The organism is Muriventricola aceti, from assembly GCF_025567565.1.
Classification (GTDB): Bacteria; Bacillota; Clostridia; order Oscillospirales; family Oscillospiraceae; genus Lawsonibacter; species Lawsonibacter aceti.
Genome location: NZ_JAOQKF010000008.1, coordinates 35,945 through 55,901, shown reverse-complemented (window position 1 = coordinate 55,901; position 19,957 = coordinate 35,945). Strand labels below are relative to the sequence as shown.

Genomic DNA, 19,957 nt, shown 5'->3' with positions numbered 1-19,957 from the left:
GCCGTGTATCATTCCATCACCATTGGCGGGAAAAACACCTGGGATGATTGGCGGCTGGTCCCCGCCTCCCGGCCCGTGTTCAATCCGCCGGCCCAGAAGGTGAAGACGCTGGAAATCCCCGGCGGGGATGGGGTCATCGACTTGTCCCAATCCCTGACCGGGTATCCGGTGTACCAAAACCGGACGGGCTCTATCGAGTTTATCGTGATGAACGACTTCAAGCCCTGGCACATGGCCTATTCCGACATCATGGACTATCTGCACGGGCAGAAGCTGCGGGCAGTGCTGGAGGATGACCCGGAGTATTTTTACGAGGGGCGGTTCACCGTCAACGTCTGGAAGTCGGAGAAGGACTGGTCGCGCATCACCATCGACTATGACGTGGGGCCCTACAAGTGGTCAGTCCTGTCCTCCACGGACGACTGGCTGTGGGACCCCTTCAACTTTCAAAATGGCGTCATCCGCCCCGCCGTGTTCAAGGACATCGCGGTGACGACGGAGGTCCGGGCGGTGAAGCTGGCGGCGCTGCTGTTCGGGCGGGCCCCGGTGTGCCCCGTGTTCCGGGTGAGCAGCTCGGATAAGCGGGGAGTACACATCCGCTTTATCAACCCCACGCTGGGACTGGACGAGACCAAGCTCCTCCCCGACGGGGTCATCCAGTTCCCGGAGTTTGTGTTCTTCGGCGACCTGGGCGCCACGCTGGAGCTGTGGTGCGACACGGGAACGGGGTCCGTCTCCGTGGACTTCAGACAGGGGAGGTTGTGACCCATGTATAGCATTTATGCAGACGGCGTGTGCATTTACAACGACGTCTTTTCCCTGGACAACATGAAGGTGGTCAACCCCAAGCTGACTCTGGAGGACAGCGCCGCCGGGTCTCTGGAGATGACCCTTCCGCCCACCAACGCGGCCTACGACACCATCGTCCGCATGGTCACAGATATTTCCGTGAAGAAGAACGGGGAAGAAGTCTGGGCGGGACGGGCCCTGTCGGAGAGCCGGGACTTCTGGAACAACCGGGTGCTCTACTGCGAGGGGGAGCTGGCCTTCTTCAACGACTCGGTCCAGCCGCCGGCGGAGTATGCCGGGAAATCGGTCCGGGAGTACCTCGACCAGCTCATCGCCGTCCATAACGGGCAGGTGGGTGAGAACCGCCGGTTCGCCATCGGGGCGGTGACGGTGGTGGATGAGGCCTTCCCCACCTATTACACCAACTACGGCAAGACCCTGGAGTCACTCAACGCCCTGGTGGAAGCCTATGGCGGCCATCTCCGGGTGCGCAAGGCGGACGGGGTGCGGTATCTGGACTATCTGAAGGACTACCCGGACACATGCAGCCAGGTGATCCAGTTCGGGTCCAACCTGCTGGACTTTGTCCGGAACTGGGACTCCGCCGAGTACGCCACGGCCATCGTCCCTCTGGGAAACCGGCTGGACGACAGTCCCATCGAGGCGCTGGACGCCTATCTGACGGTGGAGAGCGTGAACGGCGGAAGCCTGTACGTCCAATCAGACGAGGCAGTGACGAGCCATGGCTGGATCGCGAAGACGGTGAACTGGGACGATGTGAGCGACCCCCAGGTGCTGCTGGAGAAGGCCAGGGAGTATCTGGCGGACCTTCAGTTTGACAACCTGGAGCTGGAGCTTTCCGCCCTGGACCTGCACTATCTGGACGTGGAGACTGAGGCGGTGAAGCTGCTGGACGAGATCCGGGTCATCTCCCGTCCCCACGGGCTGGACCGGCTCTTCCCGGTGACCAGGCTGGAGATCCCGCTGGACGCCCCGGAGAACACCCAGTTCAAAATGGGGGATTCGGTACAGGTGAGCCTTACCAGCGTGAGCAACCAGACCAACGCCGCCGTGCTGGACAAGATCGAAAACCTCCCCAAGGCCCACAACATCCTCAAGGAGGCCCAGGAGAACGCCACCCACATCATGAATATGGCCACCACGGGCTACATCACCATCACGAGGGACGAGCACGGCTCGGACACCCTCTATATTTCCAACGTCCGGGACTACACCAAGGCTGACAAGCTCTGGAAGTGGAACATGAACGGCCTGGGCTACTCCAACGACGGGGGAAAGACCTTCGGGCTGGCCATCACCATGGACGGGGCCATCGTGGCCGACTACATCACAGCGGGGGTGCTGAACGGCAACGTGCTCCGGGTGGGCGTCATCCGGGACTACAACTCCAACGTGATCCTGGACCTGGACAAGGGCACCCTGACCATGAAGAAGGGCTCCATCAACATCGGAAACGGAAACTTCACCGTGGACGAGCAGGGTAACCTCTACGCCAGGCGGGGTACCTTCGCGGGGACGCTGGCAGGAGCCAAGGGGACCTTCGGCGGCACAGTGCAGGCGGAGGACTTTTTGGACAAGTACGGCAACAGCATGATGGACCTGGCCAAAGAGAAGTTTACCGCCGGATATCTGGACCTGTACGGCCTGACCGTCACCAACAAGAGCACTGGGGCGGTCACCTTCGCCGTGGGGCCGACGGGCCTTATCACCATCAACGGCCAGGTGACCATGGGGGCCGGGAGCACCATCAACTGGGCCCAGGTGAACAACCAGAACCTCCACTCCAACCCGGCGTACAGCCTGGCGAACAACGCCTATAATCTGGCGGACGACGCCTACTATGAGGCGGAGCTGGCCTACGACCGGGCGAACCGGGCTTACAAGCTGGCCGACTCCATCGAGATGCCGGGGTACATCAAGAGCACCTACATCGACCAGACCACGATCCGTTCCCCGGTCATCGAGGGCGGCGAGTTCTACGGCGAGGAATTCAACATCGTCGCCGGGAGCGACTTCGGAAGCTTCAACCTCTACGGCCCTTTCGGGAGCAGCCGTTACCACATGCTGGCCATCGAATATTTCGAGGGCGACGCCCCTCTCATCAACATTTACAGCCCCTGCGGCGGATACATCACCATTGGCCAGCGACGAAACGGGATCGTCTACTTCGAGGGAATCGTGGATTTCAGCGCCGCAGACGTCCAAGGTCTGGATTTAGGAACAGGAGCATGACACAGCCATGAAGAAAATGTTAAAAAATTCCGAAGTGTTTGAGCGGCTTCACTCACTCAAGCCACTGCTGTCCCGGCGGGATCGGATCGGTTACATCGCCGCCCGGAACTACCGCTTTCTCTCCAACTCCCTGGTGGAATATGAGACCATCCGCCTCAGCCTGATCGAGAAGTACGGAGAGGAAGGGAAGGATGAACGGGGGCAGCCCACCTTTGTCCTCAAAATGGAGTCCCCCAATTTCAAGACGTTCTGTGACGAGCTGGCTCCCTTCAACGAGATGACCCATGAGGTGGAGCTGATGACCGCCAAGTACAGCGAAGCGGAGGGGAACCTGACGGGGGAGGAAATTTTGGCCATCGACTGGATGCTGGAAGATTAGGAGGTGGTCCGATTTGGCCGACATCAGCAGTTTTTTGAAGAAGATTCTGGAGGCGATCTACGGTGAGGAGGTGCGGGGTTCCATCCACGACGCCCTTGCCGCCATGAATAAGGAGTCCTCCAGCGCCATGGAGTTTGCCGCCACGGCCAAGGACTCCGCCAAGGCCTCCGCGGAAAAAGCCAAGAACGAGGCGGACACCGCCAGGCAGAAGGCGGCTGAAGCCCTGGACTCCGCCGGGAAAGCCGCCCAGTCTGAAACCAACGCCAAAGCCTCGGAGACTGCGGCGGAGGGGTACGCGGACCTCGCCGTTGACGCGGCGGAGCGGGCCGGCGCCTCGGAGAAAAATGCCAAGGCCTCAGAGCAGACGGCTCTGCAACAGGCCAGAGAGGCGGAGGAGTCCAAGAACGCCGCTGCTCTCAGCGAGGCCGAAGCCAAGGCGGCAGAAGAGCGGGCTAAGGAGGTCCGCAATCAGGTGGAGACCCTGGGTGCCCAAGCCACGGCAGACGCCGCAGCGGCTCAGGAAGCCAGGACCGCCACGGAGGCGGCGCGGGACGCGGCCAAGGTTAGTGAAACCAACGCAAAGGCCTCGGAGACCAAGGCGGAAGACGCCAAAGCGGGCGCGGAAGCGGCGAAGGAAGCCGCCCTGTCCGCCCAAGAGAGCGCCGAGGAGGACGCCCTGACCGCCGCCCAGTCCAAGGAGGACGCAGAAGCGGCCAGGACAGCCGCGGAACAGGCCAAGGCCGACGCCCTTGACAGCGCCGCAGAGGCCGCCGGAAGCGCAGCCAAAGCGGAGCAGTACAGCGGCAAGCCGCCCAAGCCTCAAAATGGAACCTGGTGGATCTGGGACGCGGAGACAGGGGCCTATTACGACAGCCACATCAGCTGTGAGCTGCAAGGCCCCATCGGCGTGGGCATCCAGGACATCCGGCTGACCAAGGGTGACCACTCGCCGGGCACCACGGATATTTACACGGTGCATATGACAGACGGGTCTACCTACACCATTTCGGTCTACAACGGCCTGAACGGTACGGGCGCCGGCGACGTATTGGGTATCTCCTTCGACCTGGTCATCCCCGCCGAGGGGTGGTCGGAGGGGAGCGTCACCATTGCGGACGAGCGGCTTTTGGCCCTGGGCACCCACAAGTATTTCCTCAGCGCGGACGAAGCCTGTAAGGAGGAGTTCCTCGACTGCAATGTGCAGCCCAAGAACATCACCACCTCGGGCTTTCTCACCCTGACCTGCGACACAGAGCCGGCGGCGGACCTGACGGTCAACCTGATCCGGCTGGAGCTGTCGGGGAACGGGGCCATTCAGTAAGCAAGGAGGCGAAGCCCATGGAGATCGCAGTGAAAGCAACCTATGCCCATCTGGTCAAGGATGAGAGTCTGGTACAGAACTCCGACAAGCTCTATATTGTGGAGTTCCGCTTTGATCAGAGCTGGGATGGTTATGCCAAATCGGCTGTCTTTGAAGCCGGCGGCGTACAGCAGCCGCCTGTGGCGTTGACGGATGACCGATGCATTATTCCGGCTGAGTGTTTGAAACGGGCCGGAATCAATCTCAAAATCGGAGTTTCCGGCATTAAGGATGGGGTTCAGAAAGACACGGTATGGTGTCTGGCCAGCAAGATCATGTACGCGCTTGACCCCACACAACTGATGCCGCCCACCCACATCGATGGAGACGTGAAGGCCCAGATCCTTGAGGTCATCCGGGAAAATACTGCTACAGATGCAGAGGTTCAGGAAGTCCTCGACAATGCATTCCAGTCCTCCTGGATACCTCCCGAAAATCCTGAGGCTCCGGACAATACCGCCACTAACGAAGAGGTGGAGGACATTCTCGATGATGTTTTCGGCGAAGAGCCGTAAACAAATATTTTTAAGGAGGACATATTTATGTCTAAGCACACTACTCTCGAACAGCTGAAGCTTCTGGCTCAGCGCACCAAGGGTGAGATCAGCAAGGTCGAATCCAAGTCCCTGGTAGGCGTTAAGGTCAACGGCGTTGCCCTGGCCATCGCCGACAAGATGGTGGACATTCTGATTGCTTCTGGTGCTACCAACGGCACTCTGTCTGTTGCCGGCAAGGATGTTGCGGTGACGGGTCTGGCGGCCCTGGCCTACAAGGCTCAGATCTCTGAGGCCGATCTGGATACCGCTCTGAAGGCTGTGCTGGACGGCAAGGCTTCCGGCGCCGATCTGGCCACTCTGATCGGTACGGATGCTGGTAAGAGCGCCCGCACCATCGCCAACGAGGAGCTGGCCGCTCAGCTGATCCCCGAGGGCGCCCAGGAGGCCCTGGATACTCTGACTGAGATTGCTCAGTGGATTCAGGATCACCCCAATGACGCTTCCGCGATGAACGCCGCCATCACCAAGCTGAACGGTATCGTTGCCGGTATTGGCGGCGACGAGGACGAGTACGCCACCGTAATGGCCGCCATTGAAGGCAAGATCACCGCCGCGCTGAAGGACATTGCCTCCGGCGCGACCAAGGTGGAGAAGTCCGAGGTCAACGGCAACATCAAGATCAATGGCCAGGAGACCGTGGTCTACACTCACCCTGCCGCTGAGGCGGTCGAAGCCGGCTTCAAGAAGGTCGGTAAGGACAATCAGGGTCATGCGGTCATCGGCGACGATGTGACCAAGGAGGATATCGTTGCTCTCGGTATCCCCGCACAGGACACCACCTATCAGCCTGCTACCAGCCAGGCAAACGGTCTGATGTCCAAGGAGGACAAGGCCAAGCTGGACGGCATTGAGGTTGCGGCCGATGAGGAAGTCAATCAGATGCTGGATAAGGTCTTTGGCGCCGCTGTTGGCGTCTGATAACCGCGGAGGGGGATGGGGCATTCCTGTCCCCCTCTTATTTTTTCGGAAAGGAGCTCTAACATGGCAGAGAACAAAGCCACAACCTTAGAGCAGTTGCGGGCTCTGGCAGAAAGGGGAAAACTCGATACCCTGAACCGCGTCGACCAGCTTTTAGAGTCGATCATTCCTCTGCTGGAGGGTGCACAGCATAGCGGTACTACCGTTACTCTGCCGGCCGAGAACTGGAGCGGCAGAGCTCAGACTGTAAAGGACAACATCCTTTTGGCTGACGAAAAATACTGGTATATTGTGTGCGCTGACGCGGATTGCTTTATGGCAGTCAGCGAGACTGGCGTGAAAGCTGACAATATCACCGTTAACGGTCAGGTCACCTTTCACTGCGAGGTAACTCCAACGGAAAATCTGACCATTTATATTTTGCGACTGGAGGTCGAGCAGAATAATGAGTAATGCAAACGTCGGCAAGGTCTTTAACATGACCGGCGGCAACGGCGGAGGCGGTACTCTGAGGCTGGAGACCCTGACGATTACCAAGCCGCCCCAAAAGACCACCTACAAGTCCGGAGAGTCCTTTGACCCCACGGGCATGGTCGTTACTGCGGGCTATGGGTATGGTCTCACTTCGGACGTGACCGGATATTCCGTGTCTCCCCAAGTCCTTACGGATGGGGTGACGGAGGTGGTTATCACCTATACCGAAGGCCGCATCACCAAGACGGCAAGTGTGCCGGTTACTGTGCAGAAGGTGCTGGTATCCATTGCCGTTACCAACAACCCCTCCAAGATGGTCTATCACTATCTGGAGGAATTTGCCCCTGCGGGAATGGTGGTTACTGCCAAATTCTCGGATGACTCTGCGGAGGAGGTTTCGGGATACACCTATCCCAAGACCGCTTTCTCTACTTTGGGGAGCCGTCCGGTGGAGATCGGTTATACCTATGAGGGTGTGACCAAGACCGCCAGCTTGAATGTTACAGTCAACCCCATTGAGGTGGCTGTCCCTGTTCAAAATGGAGTCCTTACCTATGACGGGACTGGAAAAACTCCGTCCTGGACTGGGTATGATCCGTCGAAGATGACCATTTCCGGCACGACCAACGGCGTGAACGCTGGGTCCTATTCCGCACGGTTTAATCTGTCGTATGGATATCAGTTCCCCGGCGGCTTGGACGAGGTCACGGTTGAGTGGATCATTGACCGGGCGGTCATCGCTTCTCTTCCGGCGCAGAACAATGTACTGGCGGCCAACGGCAAACCGCAGGCTCCCACCTGGGCCAACTACGACATCGGTCAGTTGACCATTGGCGGAGACCGATCTGGAACTGACGCAGGCGATTACAAAGCCACATTTACTCCTACCGCCAACTACAAGTGGTGGGACGGTTCCATTGAGGCCAAGGAGGTCAAGTGGACCATCACCAGCGTTATTGTACCCATTCCTACGCAGAAGGGCTCGCCGACCTATACGGGAGCGCCCCAGACACCGGAATGGGATAACTTTGACCAGGTGAATTCCAAAGTGCAGGTGACCGCACAGACCAATGCCGGCACCCACTCTGCCACATTTATTCTTCTGAATGGCATGTGGTCGGACGGTTCTACGACCAATAAAACCGTTCAGTGGAGCATCGGCCGAGCTTCCATCGCCAAGGTTCCCGCCCAGAGCGGAGCTTTGAAGTATGATGGGGACCCCAAAACTCCGGTGTGGGACGCCAATTATGATCCGAGCAAAATGACGGTATCTGTAGAGGCGAAGGTCAACGCCGGCACAGGGTACACTGCCGCCTTTACACCGGATTCCAACCATCAGTGGTGGGATGGCACGGTGGACGCCAAGACAGCTACCTGGGCTATCGGCAAGGGCGATCAGGTCGTATCTGTAAGTCCGACAAGTGTGACGCTGAATACCGGCGCCCGAAGCGCCAAGTTTACCGTGACCCGAAAGGGCGACGGCGTGATCTCTGCCGTTTCCAATAATGTTGGTGTGGCTACGATCGGTAACATCAATCAGCAGACCGGCGAGGTTACGGTGAACAGTGTAAATAACATCACCGGCACGACTACAATTATTGTTAAAGTAGCTGCGGGAGCCAACTATCTGGCTGGGGCCGATAAGCAGGTAGCAGTCAATGCCCAGTTCGTGACCATCTACGGCGTGGAATGGGACTGGACCAGCAGCGGCCCCACCAAGGGTAAGCGCACCGACGGAGCGGCGGGCTTTGGGGACCCCAACCCGGCGGTGAACAACGGCTCCGGCTCCTCGCCCTTTGACGACTTGTACCCGTGGAAGGACATGACCAAGGTCACCCGGACGGGCGGCGTGATGGTCAAGGAGCCCAAGTATTGGTTCAAATGGACCAAGACCGGGAAGAAGCTGAAGCTCCAGATCGCCGACGGCCCCGTGGAAGGGTTCCATGTTGACCCGGTGAATATGGACCGTGGGGACGGCCTTGGAGAGCTGGACCTCTCCTACATCGCCCGGTATCACTGCGCCAGCGGCACCTACAAGTCGGAGACCAACAAGGCCCAGCAGGTGAACATCACCCGGAGCACGGCACGGACCCAGATCCACAACCTGGGGGCCAACATCTGGCAGCTGGACTTTGCCCAGATGTGGTATGTAAACATGCTGTTTCTGGTGGAGTTCGCGGATTGGAACGGCGAGCGGATCGGCCGGGGCTGCTCGGCCAGCAACTCCAAGGAGAACAACGGGCGTACGGACGCCATGCAGTACCACACCGGTACTACGGCGGCCAATCGGGATACTTACGGTTTTACACAGTACCGGAACATCGAGGGCTGGTGGGACAATGTGTACGACTGGATGGACGGCTGCTATTACAACAGTAACGGCCTGAACGTCATCAAGAACCCCAACCAGTTCAGCGACATCACCAACGGCGTCCTGGTGGGCTTGCCGGTAAGCGGCTACCCGAAGGACTTCGCCATCCCGACCCAAAGCGGGCTGGAGTGGGCGCTGTATCCCTCTGAGGCCGGCGGCAGTACCACCACGTATGTCCCGGATTACTGGTATTTCAGCGGTAGTTACCCGTGCCTGCACCACGGCGGTAGCTATAGCCAGAGCCAGGTTCACGGGCCGTTCTGCGTGAGCTACAACGGTGCGTCGTACGCGAGCTCCGGCATCGGCTGTCGCCTCCAGGAACGCCCGCCGAAGGCGGCGTGACCATTCCCCTGGGGAGGAGGGGGTTTGGGGTGAGGGGACCGCAGTCCCTTCCCCCAAGCTCCAGCCTTCCTCGCATTTCAAAATGGAGCGGAAGGGCTCCTTTTCACCTTAATAAGAACAACATTTGAAACCGCTCTTCTTTGGTAAGAGGAGAGCGCGGGGTCGACTTTGCAGCAGACGATGTCCCGGATAACTGGAATTTCAACGGTAGTAACCCGTGCCTGCACCACGGCGGTAACTATAACCAGAACCAGAATCACGGGCCGTTCTACGTGAACTACAACAGTGCGTCGAACACGAACTCCAACATCGGCTGTCGCCTTCTTGAAGCAGACGCAGGCCATTGGGCCTGTCGGGTATGGCTGAACCTCCTATCGGTAGTCAGGGTTCCTCACCCTTTCTATTACGCAGAGTTGACCGCGCAGCACTTGCTGACGATGAGCCGTCAGGACACAGCCTGGTACACTTCGGGCCGGGTTTCGCCCCGGAACCACCCGCGGCGATGGAACGGCTGTGAGGCTACAAGGAGGATATTATCCCTGATGAAACGAGTGAGAGTTTACCAACAAATCCTTTCGGAAGACAATCTGCGCCTGGCCATCCGGGAAGTCAACCGGGGACACCGGCGCAACGGCGACCACAGCCTGAACAAGAAGGTCCTGGAGATCGAAGCGAATATGGATGAATATGTGGCGGAGCTGCGCAGATTCATCGAGGACCTGGTGAGCGGAGACGCGCATATGCACCCGCCGCTGAAACGGCGGCGCTGGGACCGGAACGCGGACAGCGGAAAGGGCAAATGGCGGGACATCAACGAGCCGCTTTTGTGGCCGGACCAGCATGTCCACCATGCGGTGTTACAGCCCATGATCCCGCACATCATGCGGAGCATGGACAAATACTGCATCGCAAGCGTGCCGGGACGGGGAAATTCCTACGGGGTCAAGGCCATCAAGAAGTGGATGAAGGGAGACGCCGCCGGCACACGGTACGGCGCGGAATGCGACATCTACCACTGCTTTGAGGAGCTGGACCCGCCGTATGTCATCCAGGCACTGAAACGGCTGTTCAAGGACCGGGAGACCCTCTGGCTGTGCGACGCCCTGATGGAATACGGCGTACTGATCGGCGCGTTCTTCTCCGCCTGGTTCCTGCACCTGGTGCTCCAGCCCCTGGACCTGATGATCCACCAAAGGGAGTACGGCGTCAGCCACTACCTGCGGCAGATGGACAACTTCACCATCTTCGCCTCCAGCAAGCGGAAATTGCGGAAGCTGATCCGGGATATTCAGGCGTGGCTGGCCGACGTGGGACTAAAGCTGAAAGACAACTGGCAGGTCTTTCGGATCGGCTTTACCCCAAGGGTAGAGAAGGCCAGAGAGCATCTGCCCGAGGTCAAACGGCGCCGGAGACGGCCGAGGATTCCGTCGGCGCTGGGCTACCGGTTCGGGCACGGTTACACCATCCTCCGAAAGCACAACCTGTTTCGGCTCAAGCAGTCGCTGCATTTATATTACTACCGAAGGGATCGAAATCGGGTCATCTCGTTTAAGCGGGCCTCCGGCCTAATCTCACGGCTTGGGCAGCTCCGAAAGTGCGATTGTCAACGGATTTTGGAGCGGTATTACCAGCCGAAGACCATGTTCGATCTTAAGAAAGTCGTCCGAAAAGAGTGCAGACGGCTTCAGAAATTATATCCGCCATACCAGGCGGCGTGAAAGGAGCGGCACCATGAAAGTACAAGGGATGGTTGACCCCGGCAGTTTTACCGTGGAGCGCATTCCCGGAAGCGGAAGAAGCCTTGTGCGGCTTTTTCAGAACGTGACGCCTGTCCAGACCGAGGACTTCACCGGATATGAGTACGACGAGTACCATGTGGAGGTGGAGACCTGGGACGGCATTGCAGCAAATGTGCGGGAGAACTACGACATTTTCCTGAGAAAGGGAATGGACAATGAGATCGACCGCAGCAATCCGGCACTGTATTCCGCACAAGTGGATACGGATGCCATGAACGTGGACCAGGAATTCCGTCTGACTCTGCTGGAGCTGGGTCTGACGGAGCTGGATATTTAAGAAAGGGGAAAACTGCTATGTTGTACCGAACTTTGAAGCGCATGATCGAGAGAGGCCAGACGGAGGGTATCGAGACGAAGCTCGATATTTTCTATGCCGCCGACAAAATCAGCGAGAGCGAGTATCAGGAACTGCTCGGGATGCTGAGCCCCAAAGCCTAAGCTTTCCAAATTTGCCTGCTTTGAAGGAGGTTGGATGATGGCGGAAGAAAAGAAACCCACCTTTGTCGAGGTGGGTGATCGGTTAACATGATCAGCTATATTGAGTACCTGAACATACCTATCGCTTTAGGTCTGGCTATTATCGGCGTTTTTTTTGATCATGCAGATCGTTAGCGAAATTTTGGAGTTTAAGGGGAAAGTCGTTCCCGAGTTCATTAAGATCAGGAAATATTTTGCTCGGAAGAAGCAGGAACGGCAGACCATGCGAGAAATGTCCGCGACGATTCACGATGTGAAGACCGTGTTGAATAGCGTGGAATCCCATTACAGCGAAGATAATATCGCCAAGCGTGACGCCTGGATGAAATGGGTAAATGATAGAGCAGTGGTGTATGATCAGTCCATTGAGGTTCTGAAAGAAGAAATGGATAAGAACACCGAAATCACCATGTCTCTCTACATTGAAAGCAAGCGCAGTTCGATCATAAGTTTTGCCTCGTACTGCGTTTGCCCCGATAATCCTGTGACCAGGGAGCAGTTTAAGCGAGTCTTTCGGATCTATGCGGAATATGAGGAGATCATCAAAGACAACGATCTTCAAAATGGAGAAGTAGACATCGCTATTCGCATCATTCGAGAAGCGTACGAAAACCACTTGAGAAACGGGTCATTTGTCGAGGATGTGCGTGGATACTGATGCGAGTGGATCTGGCCTCTGCTCCTGTATCTAAAGCGGCAGAACGGTGTAAAAAGAGGTGTAGGAGAGTCGATTATTCCTCGATTACTCCTACACCTTGACCGTTTTCACACCGGAAATACGGGATAATTGGTTTTTATTAATAGTAACTTCCCTGTTATGCACAATTATTACAATAATATTAACAATTTTGTTTTTATATCAATGCGTATAATACCGCCTGCCTTCTTCTTGCATTTTATTGGAATCTGGAGTAAGATATCCTCAATATTTGTGTCTATATCCTGACCTTAGGAGGTTTTTTATCATGCGTGACGGATTTATCAAAGTGGCCGCCGGTACCCCGGAGATCCGGGTGGCCGACTGTGCCTATAACGCCCGGCAGTGCATCGCCCTGATCCGGGAAGCTCAGGGGCAGAGCGTCAAAGTCCTGGCCCTTCCGGAATTATGTCTGACCGGCTATACCTGTGGCGACCTGTTTTTCCAGGACACCCTGCTCCGCGGCGCCGAAGATGCGCTGGGGCAGGTGCTGGAGGCCACCCGTCCCGTGGATATGCTGGTGGCCCTGGGGCTTCCGGTGCGGGCGGAGGGCAAGCTTTACAACTGCGCCGCCGTGCTCTGCCGGGGGAAGCTGCTGGGGCTGATTCCCAAAACCTGCCTGCCCAACTACGGGGAATTCTATGAGAAGCGGTGGTTTGAGCCCGGGCCGGAGGAGGAATTTCTCTCTCTGACCCTGTGCGGACAGGAGGTCTTTCTGGGCAAGCGCCACCTGTTCCGGTGCGACACTCTGCCCGATCTGGTGGTCGGCGTGGAGATTTGCGAGGATCTGTGGTCCTCCGCCCCCCCCTCCGTTTTTCTGGCCCAGTCCGGCGCCACTCTGATCCTAAATCTGTCGGCTTCCAACGAGACGGTGGGCAAGGCGGACTATCGACGGGCTCTGGTTGCCGGTCAGTCCGGGCGTCTGATGTGCGGCTATGTCTACGCCGACGCCGGCGAGGGGGAGTCCACCACCGATCTGGTCTTTGCCGGCCACAATCTGATTGCGGAAAACGGGACCGTCCTGGCGGAGCGCCGCTTTGCGGATGGACTGACTGTCAGCGAGGTGGATGTGGCCCGGATCGCCTTCGAGCGCCGCCGCATCACTACCTTCCCCCCCGCCAGGCAGGAGCGGATGGACTGGTCCGAATTCTCGCTGGAGCCGGTGGAAACCTCCCTCACACGCCCCATTGGGACAAATCCCTTTGTCCCCGACGACAGCGGTGACCGGGACCGGCGCTGCCGGGAGATCCTGCATATCGCCGCTCTAGGCTTAAAAAAGCGGCTGGCTCATACTGGGGCCAAAAGCGCCGTGGTGGGGCTGTCCGGTGGGCTGGACTCTACCTTGGCCCTGCTCATCACCGCCAGGGCCATGGATTTGCTAGGCCGGCCCCGCACGGACATCACCGCTGTCACCATGCCCTGCTTTGGCACCACCAGCCGTACCAAGTCTAACGCCCAGCTGCTGGCCGAGCGAATCGGGACCACATTCCAGACCATCGATATCGGCGAGGCGGTGCGAGTCCACTTCCGGGATATCGGCCAGTCTATGGACGACCTATCCGTCACCTTTGAAAATGGCCAGGCCCGGGAGCGTACCCAGGTTCTGATGGATGTAGCCAACCACCAGGGTGGGCTGGTCATCGGTACAGGCGACCTCTCCGAGCTGGCTCTGGGCTGGGCCACCTACAACGGAGACCATATGTCCATGTACGGCGTGAACGGCTCTATTCCTAAAACTCTGGTACGCCATCTGGTGGCCTACTCCGCAGATACGGCGGAGCCCTCCGACCCCGAACTGGCCGCCGTGCTGCGGGATATCCTGGACACTCCCGTCTCTCCAGAGCTGCTCCCCCCCAAGGAGGGGGAGATCGCCCAACGGACCGAGGATCTGGTTGGACCATACGAGCTGCACGACTTTTTCCTTTACTACGCCGTCCGCTGGGGCTTCTCCCCCCGCAAGGTGTTCCGGCTGGCCTTGTACGCCCTGGGGAACTACTATGACCGGGCGGCCATCCTGAAGTGGCTCCAAAATTTCTACCGCCGCTTCTTTGCCCAGCAGTTCAAACGCTCCTGCCTGCCCGACGGGCCCAAGGTGGGCTCCCTGACTCTGTCTCCCCGTGGAGACTGGCGGATGCCCAGCGACGCGGTGAACTCCCTCTGGATGGAGGAGCTGGATCAGCTTCAAAGCTGACCGGAAATAGGCTATCAGCCGCTTTTGAGACCCAGCCCAGATCCGCCTGCAACAGAAAAGGCAAACCGCGGCCCCGGTGTTTCGGGGCCGCGGTTTTTACTGCAGCACTTCCTTTGTAATCTCTATAAACCGCTCGCCAAAATGGGACAAATATCGGTCCTGACGAAATCCAGCTACCAGCTTGCTGAAGGTGGAGGGGTCCGTGAGGGGAAACAGGTCTACCCCACCCGCCGATGCCGTGGGGGATGGAATGGCCCGTAGAAACAGCTCCGGACAAATGGTAATCCCGATGCCAGATTGCGCCATCGCTAAGGTGGTAACCGTATTTTCTGTTTCCAAAATCAGCTTTGGCTTGAAGTAATACCGGCTGAAATACTGATCAATAATATTCCGTGTCCGGTTTCCCCGCTTAATGAGGATAAAAGGCACCTGCTGGAACGCTCCGATATCCGCTCCCTGTGCAAACTGGGCCCGGACCTCCTCCGCTCGCTCGCCAAATAACTCGTCGGTGAAGGCTCTGGGCACCACCATGACTAATCTTTGCTCCGTCAGAGGTTCGGTTCGCACACCATCCATCATGATGGGCTGAAAGCAGATAATCAGGTCCACTCGGCCGTGGGACAGCTCGTCCTCCAACTGGGTAGAGTTTCCCTCAAAAAGAGAAAATTCCACCAAAGGGAACTCCTGTCGAAATTTTGGCAGGATATCCGGCATAAGCGCCAGACCGCAGGTATGGGAGATCCCGACCCTCAGCATTCCTAAGTAGTGGCGGTTGATATCTCCTACTTTGGTCTGATATTGGCTGTACAGGTCCAGGATCTGGGTAGCCGTTTCCACCAGCAGACCGCCGGCATAAGTCAGAGACAGTTTGGGGGAGCGGGTAAAGAGCTTAACATCCAGTTCCCGCTCCATATTGCTGATGTGATTGGACAAGGACTGTTGGGAGATATACAGCCGCTCTGCGGCCCGAGTAATGTTTAGTTCTTCAGCTACCATCAAAAAATATTTTAGATGCAGAAAATTCATACTTAGCCTCCTTGACTTTGACGGAGTTCCTTCACTTTTTTTGTGGTATGCAACTATTTTATCACAGTCAAACAGTTGTGGCAACCATAACCAAAAAAGTGATATTCTTGGCAAAGATTTTGTGGCATAATAGGGATAGTGAAAAAGGAAATCAACAAAAGGTATGTCCAAACATATTTTTAAGGAAGGATTGATCATTTATGAAGTGCCTCATCATTGACGCAGTCCATAGCTCTATTGCCGAGGAGCTCGGCAAGTACATGCAGGTCGATACGAAGATGCTCCCCACCCAGGAGGAGCTGGTCGCTCTGATCCCTGACTATGACGTACTCATCATGCGGGTGGACCCCGCCATTAACAAGGAGATTTTGGACGCTGCCAAGAATCTAAAGGTCATCGGAGTCTGCTCCGTGGGTCTGAACCACATTGATATGGACACGGCGAAGGAGAAGGGCATCCAGGTCATCAACGCCCCCGGCTTGAACGGAAACGCCGTTGCCGAGCTGACCATTGCCAAAATGCTGGATATCGCGCGTCATACCATCCCTGCCTGCTATGACGTGAAGGTAAACAAGAACTGGGACAAGTATAAGTTCGTAGGCTCTGAGCTGCGTGGCAAGACTCTGGGCGTGCTGGGCTTCGGCCGCATTGGTCAGCGCGTGGGTGAACTGGGCCGTGCCTTCCTGATGAACGTGGTCGCTTATGATCCCTATCTGCCCGCCCATGTGTTTGAGGAGCAGAAGGCCACCAGCATGACCATCGATGAGGTGTTGAAGGTGTCTGATTATGTAACGATTCATATGCCTCTCACCGACGAAACCAAAAATCTGTTCAATGCTAAGTCCATCGCCGAGATGAAGGACGGCGCTGTGGTTCTGAATATGGCTCGCGGCGGCATCGTCAACGAGAAGGATATGTATGAGGCCCTGAAGTCCGGTAAGCTGGGTGGCTACGGCTCGGATGTCATGGAGAACGAGCTGGCTGCTGGCGGTTTGACTGAGGGTGCCGGCTTTGACTCCCCCCTGTTTGAGTGTGATAACTTTATCGTCACCCCCCACCTGGGTGCCCAGACAGTGGACGCCTCCCGTGACATCGGCGCTCACATTATCGCCAAGGTGAAAGAGGCCCTGTCCCTAACCTAATCTTCCCTATTTTATTTAAGCTCTCCGGCCAAGCTGGAGAGCTTATTTTTGCCCTGTTTAGGCGAGCAGCAGCTGCTCACCACCGGGGCTGTTTCAATCTCTGTGTTGTCTTTGTTGAAGTCCTTCAGGTTCCATTGTCTGAGCCTGTTCTGGGTGATCCATCTTGTGACGATCCCTTTCATGAAGCGCCGAAAACCGTCCGCAGTGGGACGGTTTCACGTGATTTCCCAAAATGATATGCAAGGCGACTTTTTAACAAAACACTGGGGCTCCCATATAGGTGGGAGCCCCCTCTTTGTTTCTATCAGACGCACTGTTTATTCCAAAATAGCGCCCCTGTCAGCGGACGACACCAGCTTGGCGTACCGGGCTAGATAGCCGGTCCTGATCTTGGGTTCGGGGCAGGACCACTTGGCCTTCCGGGCAGCCAGCTCCTGGTCAGGCACCTTCAGAGTGATGGAGTGGTTGGGGATATCGATGGCAATTAGGTCCCCCTCCTCCACCAGTCCGATGGGACCACCGCTGGCCGCCTCCGGGGACACATGGCCGATGGAGGCGCCCCGGGTGGCGCCGGAGAAGCGGCCGTCGGTGATGAGAGCCACGTCCTTGTCCAGTCCCATTCCGGCGATGGCGGACGTGGGGTTGAGCATCTCACGCATGCCAGGTCCGCCCTTGGGTCCCTCATAGCGGATGACCACCACGTCCCCGGCCGCGATCTTGCCATCATAGATGGCCCGGATGGCATCGTCCTCACAGTCAAACACCCGGGCGGGGCCTTCATGAACCATCATCTCAGGGGCCACGGCGGACTGCTTCACCACACAGCCGTCGGGGGCCAGGTTGCCCTTCAAGACGGCGATGCCGCCGGTCTTGGAGTAGGGATTGTCAATGGGCCGGATGATTTCGGTATTCCGGTTGACCACACCCGCCAGATTTTCCGCCACTGTCTTGCCGGTGCAGGTCATCAGGCTGGTGTCCAACAGACCGGCTCCGGCCAGCTCCGCCATCACGGCGTAGACGCCCCCTGCCCGCTCCAGATCCTCCATATAGGTGTCCCCGGCGGGAGCCAGATGGCACAGGTTGGGGGTCTTGGAACTGATCTCGTTGGCCATGTCAAAGGACAGCTCAATACCGCACTCGTGTGCGATAGCGGGCAGGTGGAGCATGGTGTTGGTGGAGCAGCCCAAGGCCATGTCGATGGTCTCGGCATTGTGGAAAGCCGCCTCGGTCATAATATCCCGTGGGCGAATGTCCTTGGCTACCAGGTCCATGATCTGCATTCCGGCGTGCTTGGCCAGCCGCAGACGGGCGGACCAAACAGCTGGAATGGTACCGTTGCCCCGCAGTCCCATACCGATGGCCTCGGTCAGACAGTTCATGGAGTTGGCGGTATACATGCCAGAGCAGGAGCCACAGGTGGGACAGGCGTTGTTCTCATACTCCTCCACCCCGGCCTCGTCCAGCTTGCCGGCGTAGTAGGCGCCCACCGCCTCGAACATATGGGACAGGCAGGTGCGGCGTCCGTCATTTAGAGTTCCGGCCAGCATGGGGCCGCCGGACACGAAGATGGTGGGGATATTTACCCGGGCGGCGGCCATAAGCAGGCCGGGCACGTTCTTGTCGCAGTTGGGGATCATCACCAAGCCGTCAAACTGGTGGGCCATAGCCATGGCCTCGGTAGAGTCAGCGATGAGGTCCCGGGTGACCAGGGAGTATTTCATGCCCACATGGCCCATGGCGATGCCGTCACACACGGCAATGGCTGGGAACTCCACTGGAGTTCCCCCGGCGGCCCGGATTCCGGCCTTCGCAGCCTCGGCGATCTTATCCAGGTTCATGTGGCCGGGGACAATCTCATTGTAGGAGCAGACTACGCCGATCAGGGGCCGCTCCAGCTCCTCCTTAGTATAGCCCAGGGCATAGAGCAGAGAGCGGTTCGGGGCGGCAGGCACGCCTTTTTTTACAACATCAGAGCGCATACAGTAAGCCTCCTTAAAAATCAAGCCATCAGTTGTCTGATAACTATTGAATTGTCTGACCATATAGTATATCATGGGGGAAAGGATGTCAAGAGGAGGCGGACACAATGGGCTCAAATTTATCCCAGCAGACTGCAGAACGGCTCTATAACCAGATCGTGGCCGAGGGGCGGCTGTCCCCAGGAGACAAGCTGCCCAACGAGGTAGACCTGTCCCATGAGCTGGGGGTCAGCCGGGCCACCCTGCGGGAAGCCATCCGGGCGCTCACCGTCCAAGGGGTGTTGGAGGTCCAGCGGGGCCGCGGTACCTTTGTGTCCCGGCAGGTGGCTGAGATTGAGGATTTTGGCTTTGGCCGCCTGGAAGAAATCAGGGGCCGACTGCGGGACCTGTTCGAGCTGCGGGCTATCTTTGAGCCCCAGGCCGCCCGTCTGGCCTGCGTCCGGGCCACGGAGCAGGAGCTGGCTGAAATTTTGACCCAGGGAGAGCGGGTGGCTGCCCGCATTCAGGCGGGCGAGGATCGGACCCAGGCCGACCTGGAATTCCACGGGGCCATCGTCCGTGCCACCCACAACGCTTTTATGATGCGCCTGCTGCCCATCATCAGCCAGGCAGTGGAAACGGCCATCGGATCCGCCGGAGAAGGCCAGGAGAATCTGGCCCAGGCCACTCTGCGGGACCACGCCCTGCTGCTGGAGTTTTTTGCCCGAAGGGACGGAGTAGGGGCGGAGCACGCCATGGCCATCCACATGGCTCACGCCATGGACGAGATGGGGTTGGAAGCCGGGCAGCATTCCGGATCCGGGTGTCATAGTTGAGAAAATGAGCGCTTTTTCTTGCCTTTTCAGGAAGAATCGTCTACAATGACTTTGAAATATCCGTATTATGCAGTTTGAAAAAGGAGGAATCCAAATGGCATATTGCAGACATTGCGGCGCTCCCATAGCGGATGGAACCATCACCTGCCCCCAGTGCGGTGCCTCTCAGTCCTCCCTTCCCCCGGTGGTAGACAATGGCGGCCTTGGATGGGGGATCCTGGGCTGCTGTATCCCCATTGTCGGCCTGGTGCTGTGGCTGGTCTGGAAGGACCAGAAGCCCCGGACAGCCAAGGCCGCCGGCATTGGAGCACTGGTCGCTGTGGGCCTTGGCGCGCTGTACTATGTGCTGATATTCATGCTTGGGATTGGGATCGTCCTGGGCAGTTGA

The 19,957-nt window shown here is 57.8% G+C and carries 18 protein-coding genes; 16 read left to right on the top strand and 2 right to left on the bottom strand.

Translation table 11 applies throughout. The features are described 5' to 3' along the window. Positions 1–3 precede the first annotated feature (3 nt). The 13 genes from OCV64_RS09775 to OCV64_RS09715 all read left to right on the top strand — a co-directional run bounded on the left by OCV64_RS09775 (position 4) and on the right by OCV64_RS09715 (position 14,607). Positions 4–765 (top strand): phage tail family protein, encoded by a 762-nt coding sequence (locus OCV64_RS09775; protein ID WP_130849677.1) that lies wholly within the window; start codon positions 4–6, stop codon positions 763–765. Between the two features lie 3 nt (positions 766–768). After that, positions 769–3,042, top strand: coding sequence for a phage tail protein (locus OCV64_RS09770; protein WP_262669908.1), 2,274 nt, complete (start codon positions 769–771; stop codon positions 3,040–3,042). Positions 3,043–3,049: 7 nt separating this feature from the next. Beyond that, positions 3,050–3,421: a hypothetical protein gene (locus OCV64_RS09765; RefSeq protein WP_024723652.1), complete on the top strand. Its 372-nt coding sequence runs from the start codon at positions 3,050–3,052 to the stop codon at positions 3,419–3,421. A 13-nt stretch (positions 3,422–3,434) separates the two neighbouring features. Further along, positions 3,435–4,742 (top strand): hypothetical protein, encoded by a 1,308-nt coding sequence (locus OCV64_RS09760; RefSeq protein WP_262669907.1) that lies wholly within the window; start codon positions 3,435–3,437, stop codon positions 4,740–4,742. 17 nt (positions 4,743–4,759) lie between these two features. Then, a complete protein-coding gene (locus OCV64_RS09755) occupies positions 4,760–5,296 on the top strand; it encodes a hypothetical protein (RefSeq protein ID WP_024723650.1) in 537 nt (178 codons plus the stop codon). A gap of 27 nt (positions 5,297–5,323) precedes the next feature. Then, positions 5,324–6,256, top strand: a complete 933-nt coding sequence (locus tag OCV64_RS09750) for a hypothetical protein (RefSeq protein ID WP_262669906.1) — start codon at positions 5,324–5,326, stop codon at positions 6,254–6,256. 63 nt (positions 6,257–6,319) lie between these two features. Further along, the gene (locus OCV64_RS09745) at positions 6,320–6,709 is read left to right on the top strand and encodes a hypothetical protein (protein ID WP_024723648.1); all 390 of its coding nucleotides are present in this window, start codon (positions 6,320–6,322) and stop codon (positions 6,707–6,709) included. Further along, positions 6,702–9,443 (top strand): bacterial Ig-like domain-containing protein, encoded by a 2,742-nt coding sequence (locus OCV64_RS09740; RefSeq protein ID WP_262669905.1) that lies wholly within the window; start codon positions 6,702–6,704, stop codon positions 9,441–9,443. Before OCV64_RS09745 ends, OCV64_RS09740 begins: the two co-directional genes overlap by 8 nt. A 542-nt stretch (positions 9,444–9,985) precedes the next feature. Continuing rightward, a complete protein-coding gene (locus OCV64_RS09735; RefSeq protein WP_262669904.1) occupies positions 9,986–11,161 on the top strand; it encodes an RNA-directed DNA polymerase in 1,176 nt (391 codons plus the stop codon). A gap of 13 nt (positions 11,162–11,174) precedes the next feature. After that, positions 11,175–11,519: a hypothetical protein gene (locus tag OCV64_RS09730; protein WP_195308536.1), complete on the top strand. Its 345-nt coding sequence runs from the start codon at positions 11,175–11,177 to the stop codon at positions 11,517–11,519. A gap of 17 nt (positions 11,520–11,536) precedes the next feature. Next, the gene (locus OCV64_RS09725) at positions 11,537–11,680 is read left to right on the top strand and encodes a hypothetical protein (RefSeq protein WP_172592644.1); all 144 of its coding nucleotides are present in this window, start codon (positions 11,537–11,539) and stop codon (positions 11,678–11,680) included. 154 nt (positions 11,681–11,834) lie between these two features. Continuing rightward, a complete protein-coding gene (locus tag OCV64_RS09720) occupies positions 11,835–12,377 on the top strand; it encodes a hypothetical protein (protein ID WP_262669903.1) in 543 nt (180 codons plus the stop codon). A 307-nt stretch (positions 12,378–12,684) separates the two neighbouring features. Continuing rightward, entirely contained in the window at positions 12,685–14,607 is a 1,923-nt protein-coding gene (locus OCV64_RS09715) for an NAD(+) synthase (protein WP_262669902.1), read from the top strand. Between the two features lie 96 nt (positions 14,608–14,703). On the opposite strand, the gene OCV64_RS09710 is transcribed toward OCV64_RS09715, so the two are convergent. Continuing rightward, the gene (locus OCV64_RS09710; RefSeq protein WP_186853155.1) at positions 14,704–15,633 is read right to left on the bottom strand and encodes a LysR family transcriptional regulator; all 930 of its coding nucleotides are present in this window, start codon (positions 15,631–15,633) and stop codon (positions 14,704–14,706) included. Between the two features lie 200 nt (positions 15,634–15,833). On the opposite strand from OCV64_RS09710, the gene OCV64_RS09705 reads away from it, so the two are divergent. Beyond that, positions 15,834–16,775, top strand: a complete 942-nt coding sequence (locus OCV64_RS09705; RefSeq protein ID WP_147571100.1) for a D-2-hydroxyacid dehydrogenase — start codon at positions 15,834–15,836, stop codon at positions 16,773–16,775. A gap of 317 nt (positions 16,776–17,092) precedes the next feature. Here OCV64_RS09705 and ilvD read toward each other — a convergent pair whose 3' ends face one another. Further along, positions 17,093–18,754 (bottom strand): dihydroxy-acid dehydratase, encoded by a 1,662-nt coding sequence (gene ilvD / locus OCV64_RS09700; RefSeq protein WP_262669901.1) that lies wholly within the window; start codon positions 18,752–18,754, stop codon positions 17,093–17,095. Between the two features lie 107 nt (positions 18,755–18,861). On the opposite strand from ilvD, the gene OCV64_RS09695 reads away from it, so the two are divergent. Then, on the top strand, positions 18,862–19,569 hold the full coding sequence (locus OCV64_RS09695) for a FadR/GntR family transcriptional regulator (RefSeq protein WP_186853156.1): 708 nt from the start codon (positions 18,862–18,864) through the stop codon (positions 19,567–19,569). Between the two features lie 94 nt (positions 19,570–19,663). Beyond that, complete coding sequence (locus tag OCV64_RS09690) at positions 19,664–19,957, top strand: zinc-ribbon domain-containing protein (RefSeq protein WP_147571103.1); 294 nt, start codon at positions 19,664–19,666, stop codon at positions 19,955–19,957.

Coding starts and splice junctions, on each gene's coding strand:
- OCV64_RS09715 (WP_262669902.1), top strand. CDS start 12,685: ATGCGTGACGGATTTATCAAAGTGGCCGCCGGTACCCCGGAGATCCGG.
- OCV64_RS09740 (WP_262669905.1), top strand. CDS start 6,702: ATGAGTAATGCAAACGTCGGCAAGGTCTTTAACATGACCGGCGGCAAC.
- OCV64_RS09750 (WP_262669906.1), top strand. CDS start 5,324: ATGTCTAAGCACACTACTCTCGAACAGCTGAAGCTTCTGGCTCAGCGC.
- OCV64_RS09725 (WP_172592644.1), top strand. CDS start 11,537: ATGTTGTACCGAACTTTGAAGCGCATGATCGAGAGAGGCCAGACGGAG.
- OCV64_RS09690 (WP_147571103.1), top strand. CDS start 19,664: ATGGCATATTGCAGACATTGCGGCGCTCCCATAGCGGATGGAACCATC.
- OCV64_RS09755 (WP_024723650.1), top strand. CDS start 4,760: ATGGAGATCGCAGTGAAAGCAACCTATGCCCATCTGGTCAAGGATGAG.
- OCV64_RS09730 (WP_195308536.1), top strand. CDS start 11,175: ATGAAAGTACAAGGGATGGTTGACCCCGGCAGTTTTACCGTGGAGCGC.
- ilvD (WP_262669901.1), bottom strand. CDS start 18,754: ATGCGCTCTGATGTTGTAAAAAAAGGCGTGCCTGCCGCCCCGAACCGC.
- OCV64_RS09705 (WP_147571100.1), top strand. CDS start 15,834: ATGAAGTGCCTCATCATTGACGCAGTCCATAGCTCTATTGCCGAGGAG.
- OCV64_RS09695 (WP_186853156.1), top strand. CDS start 18,862: ATGGGCTCAAATTTATCCCAGCAGACTGCAGAACGGCTCTATAACCAG.
- OCV64_RS09710 (WP_186853155.1), bottom strand. CDS start 15,633: ATGAATTTTCTGCATCTAAAATATTTTTTGATGGTAGCTGAAGAACTA.
- OCV64_RS09770 (WP_262669908.1), top strand. CDS start 769: ATGTATAGCATTTATGCAGACGGCGTGTGCATTTACAACGACGTCTTT.
- OCV64_RS09745 (WP_024723648.1), top strand. CDS start 6,320: ATGGCAGAGAACAAAGCCACAACCTTAGAGCAGTTGCGGGCTCTGGCA.
- OCV64_RS09735 (WP_262669904.1), top strand. CDS start 9,986: ATGAAACGAGTGAGAGTTTACCAACAAATCCTTTCGGAAGACAATCTG.
- OCV64_RS09765 (WP_024723652.1), top strand. CDS start 3,050: ATGAAGAAAATGTTAAAAAATTCCGAAGTGTTTGAGCGGCTTCACTCA.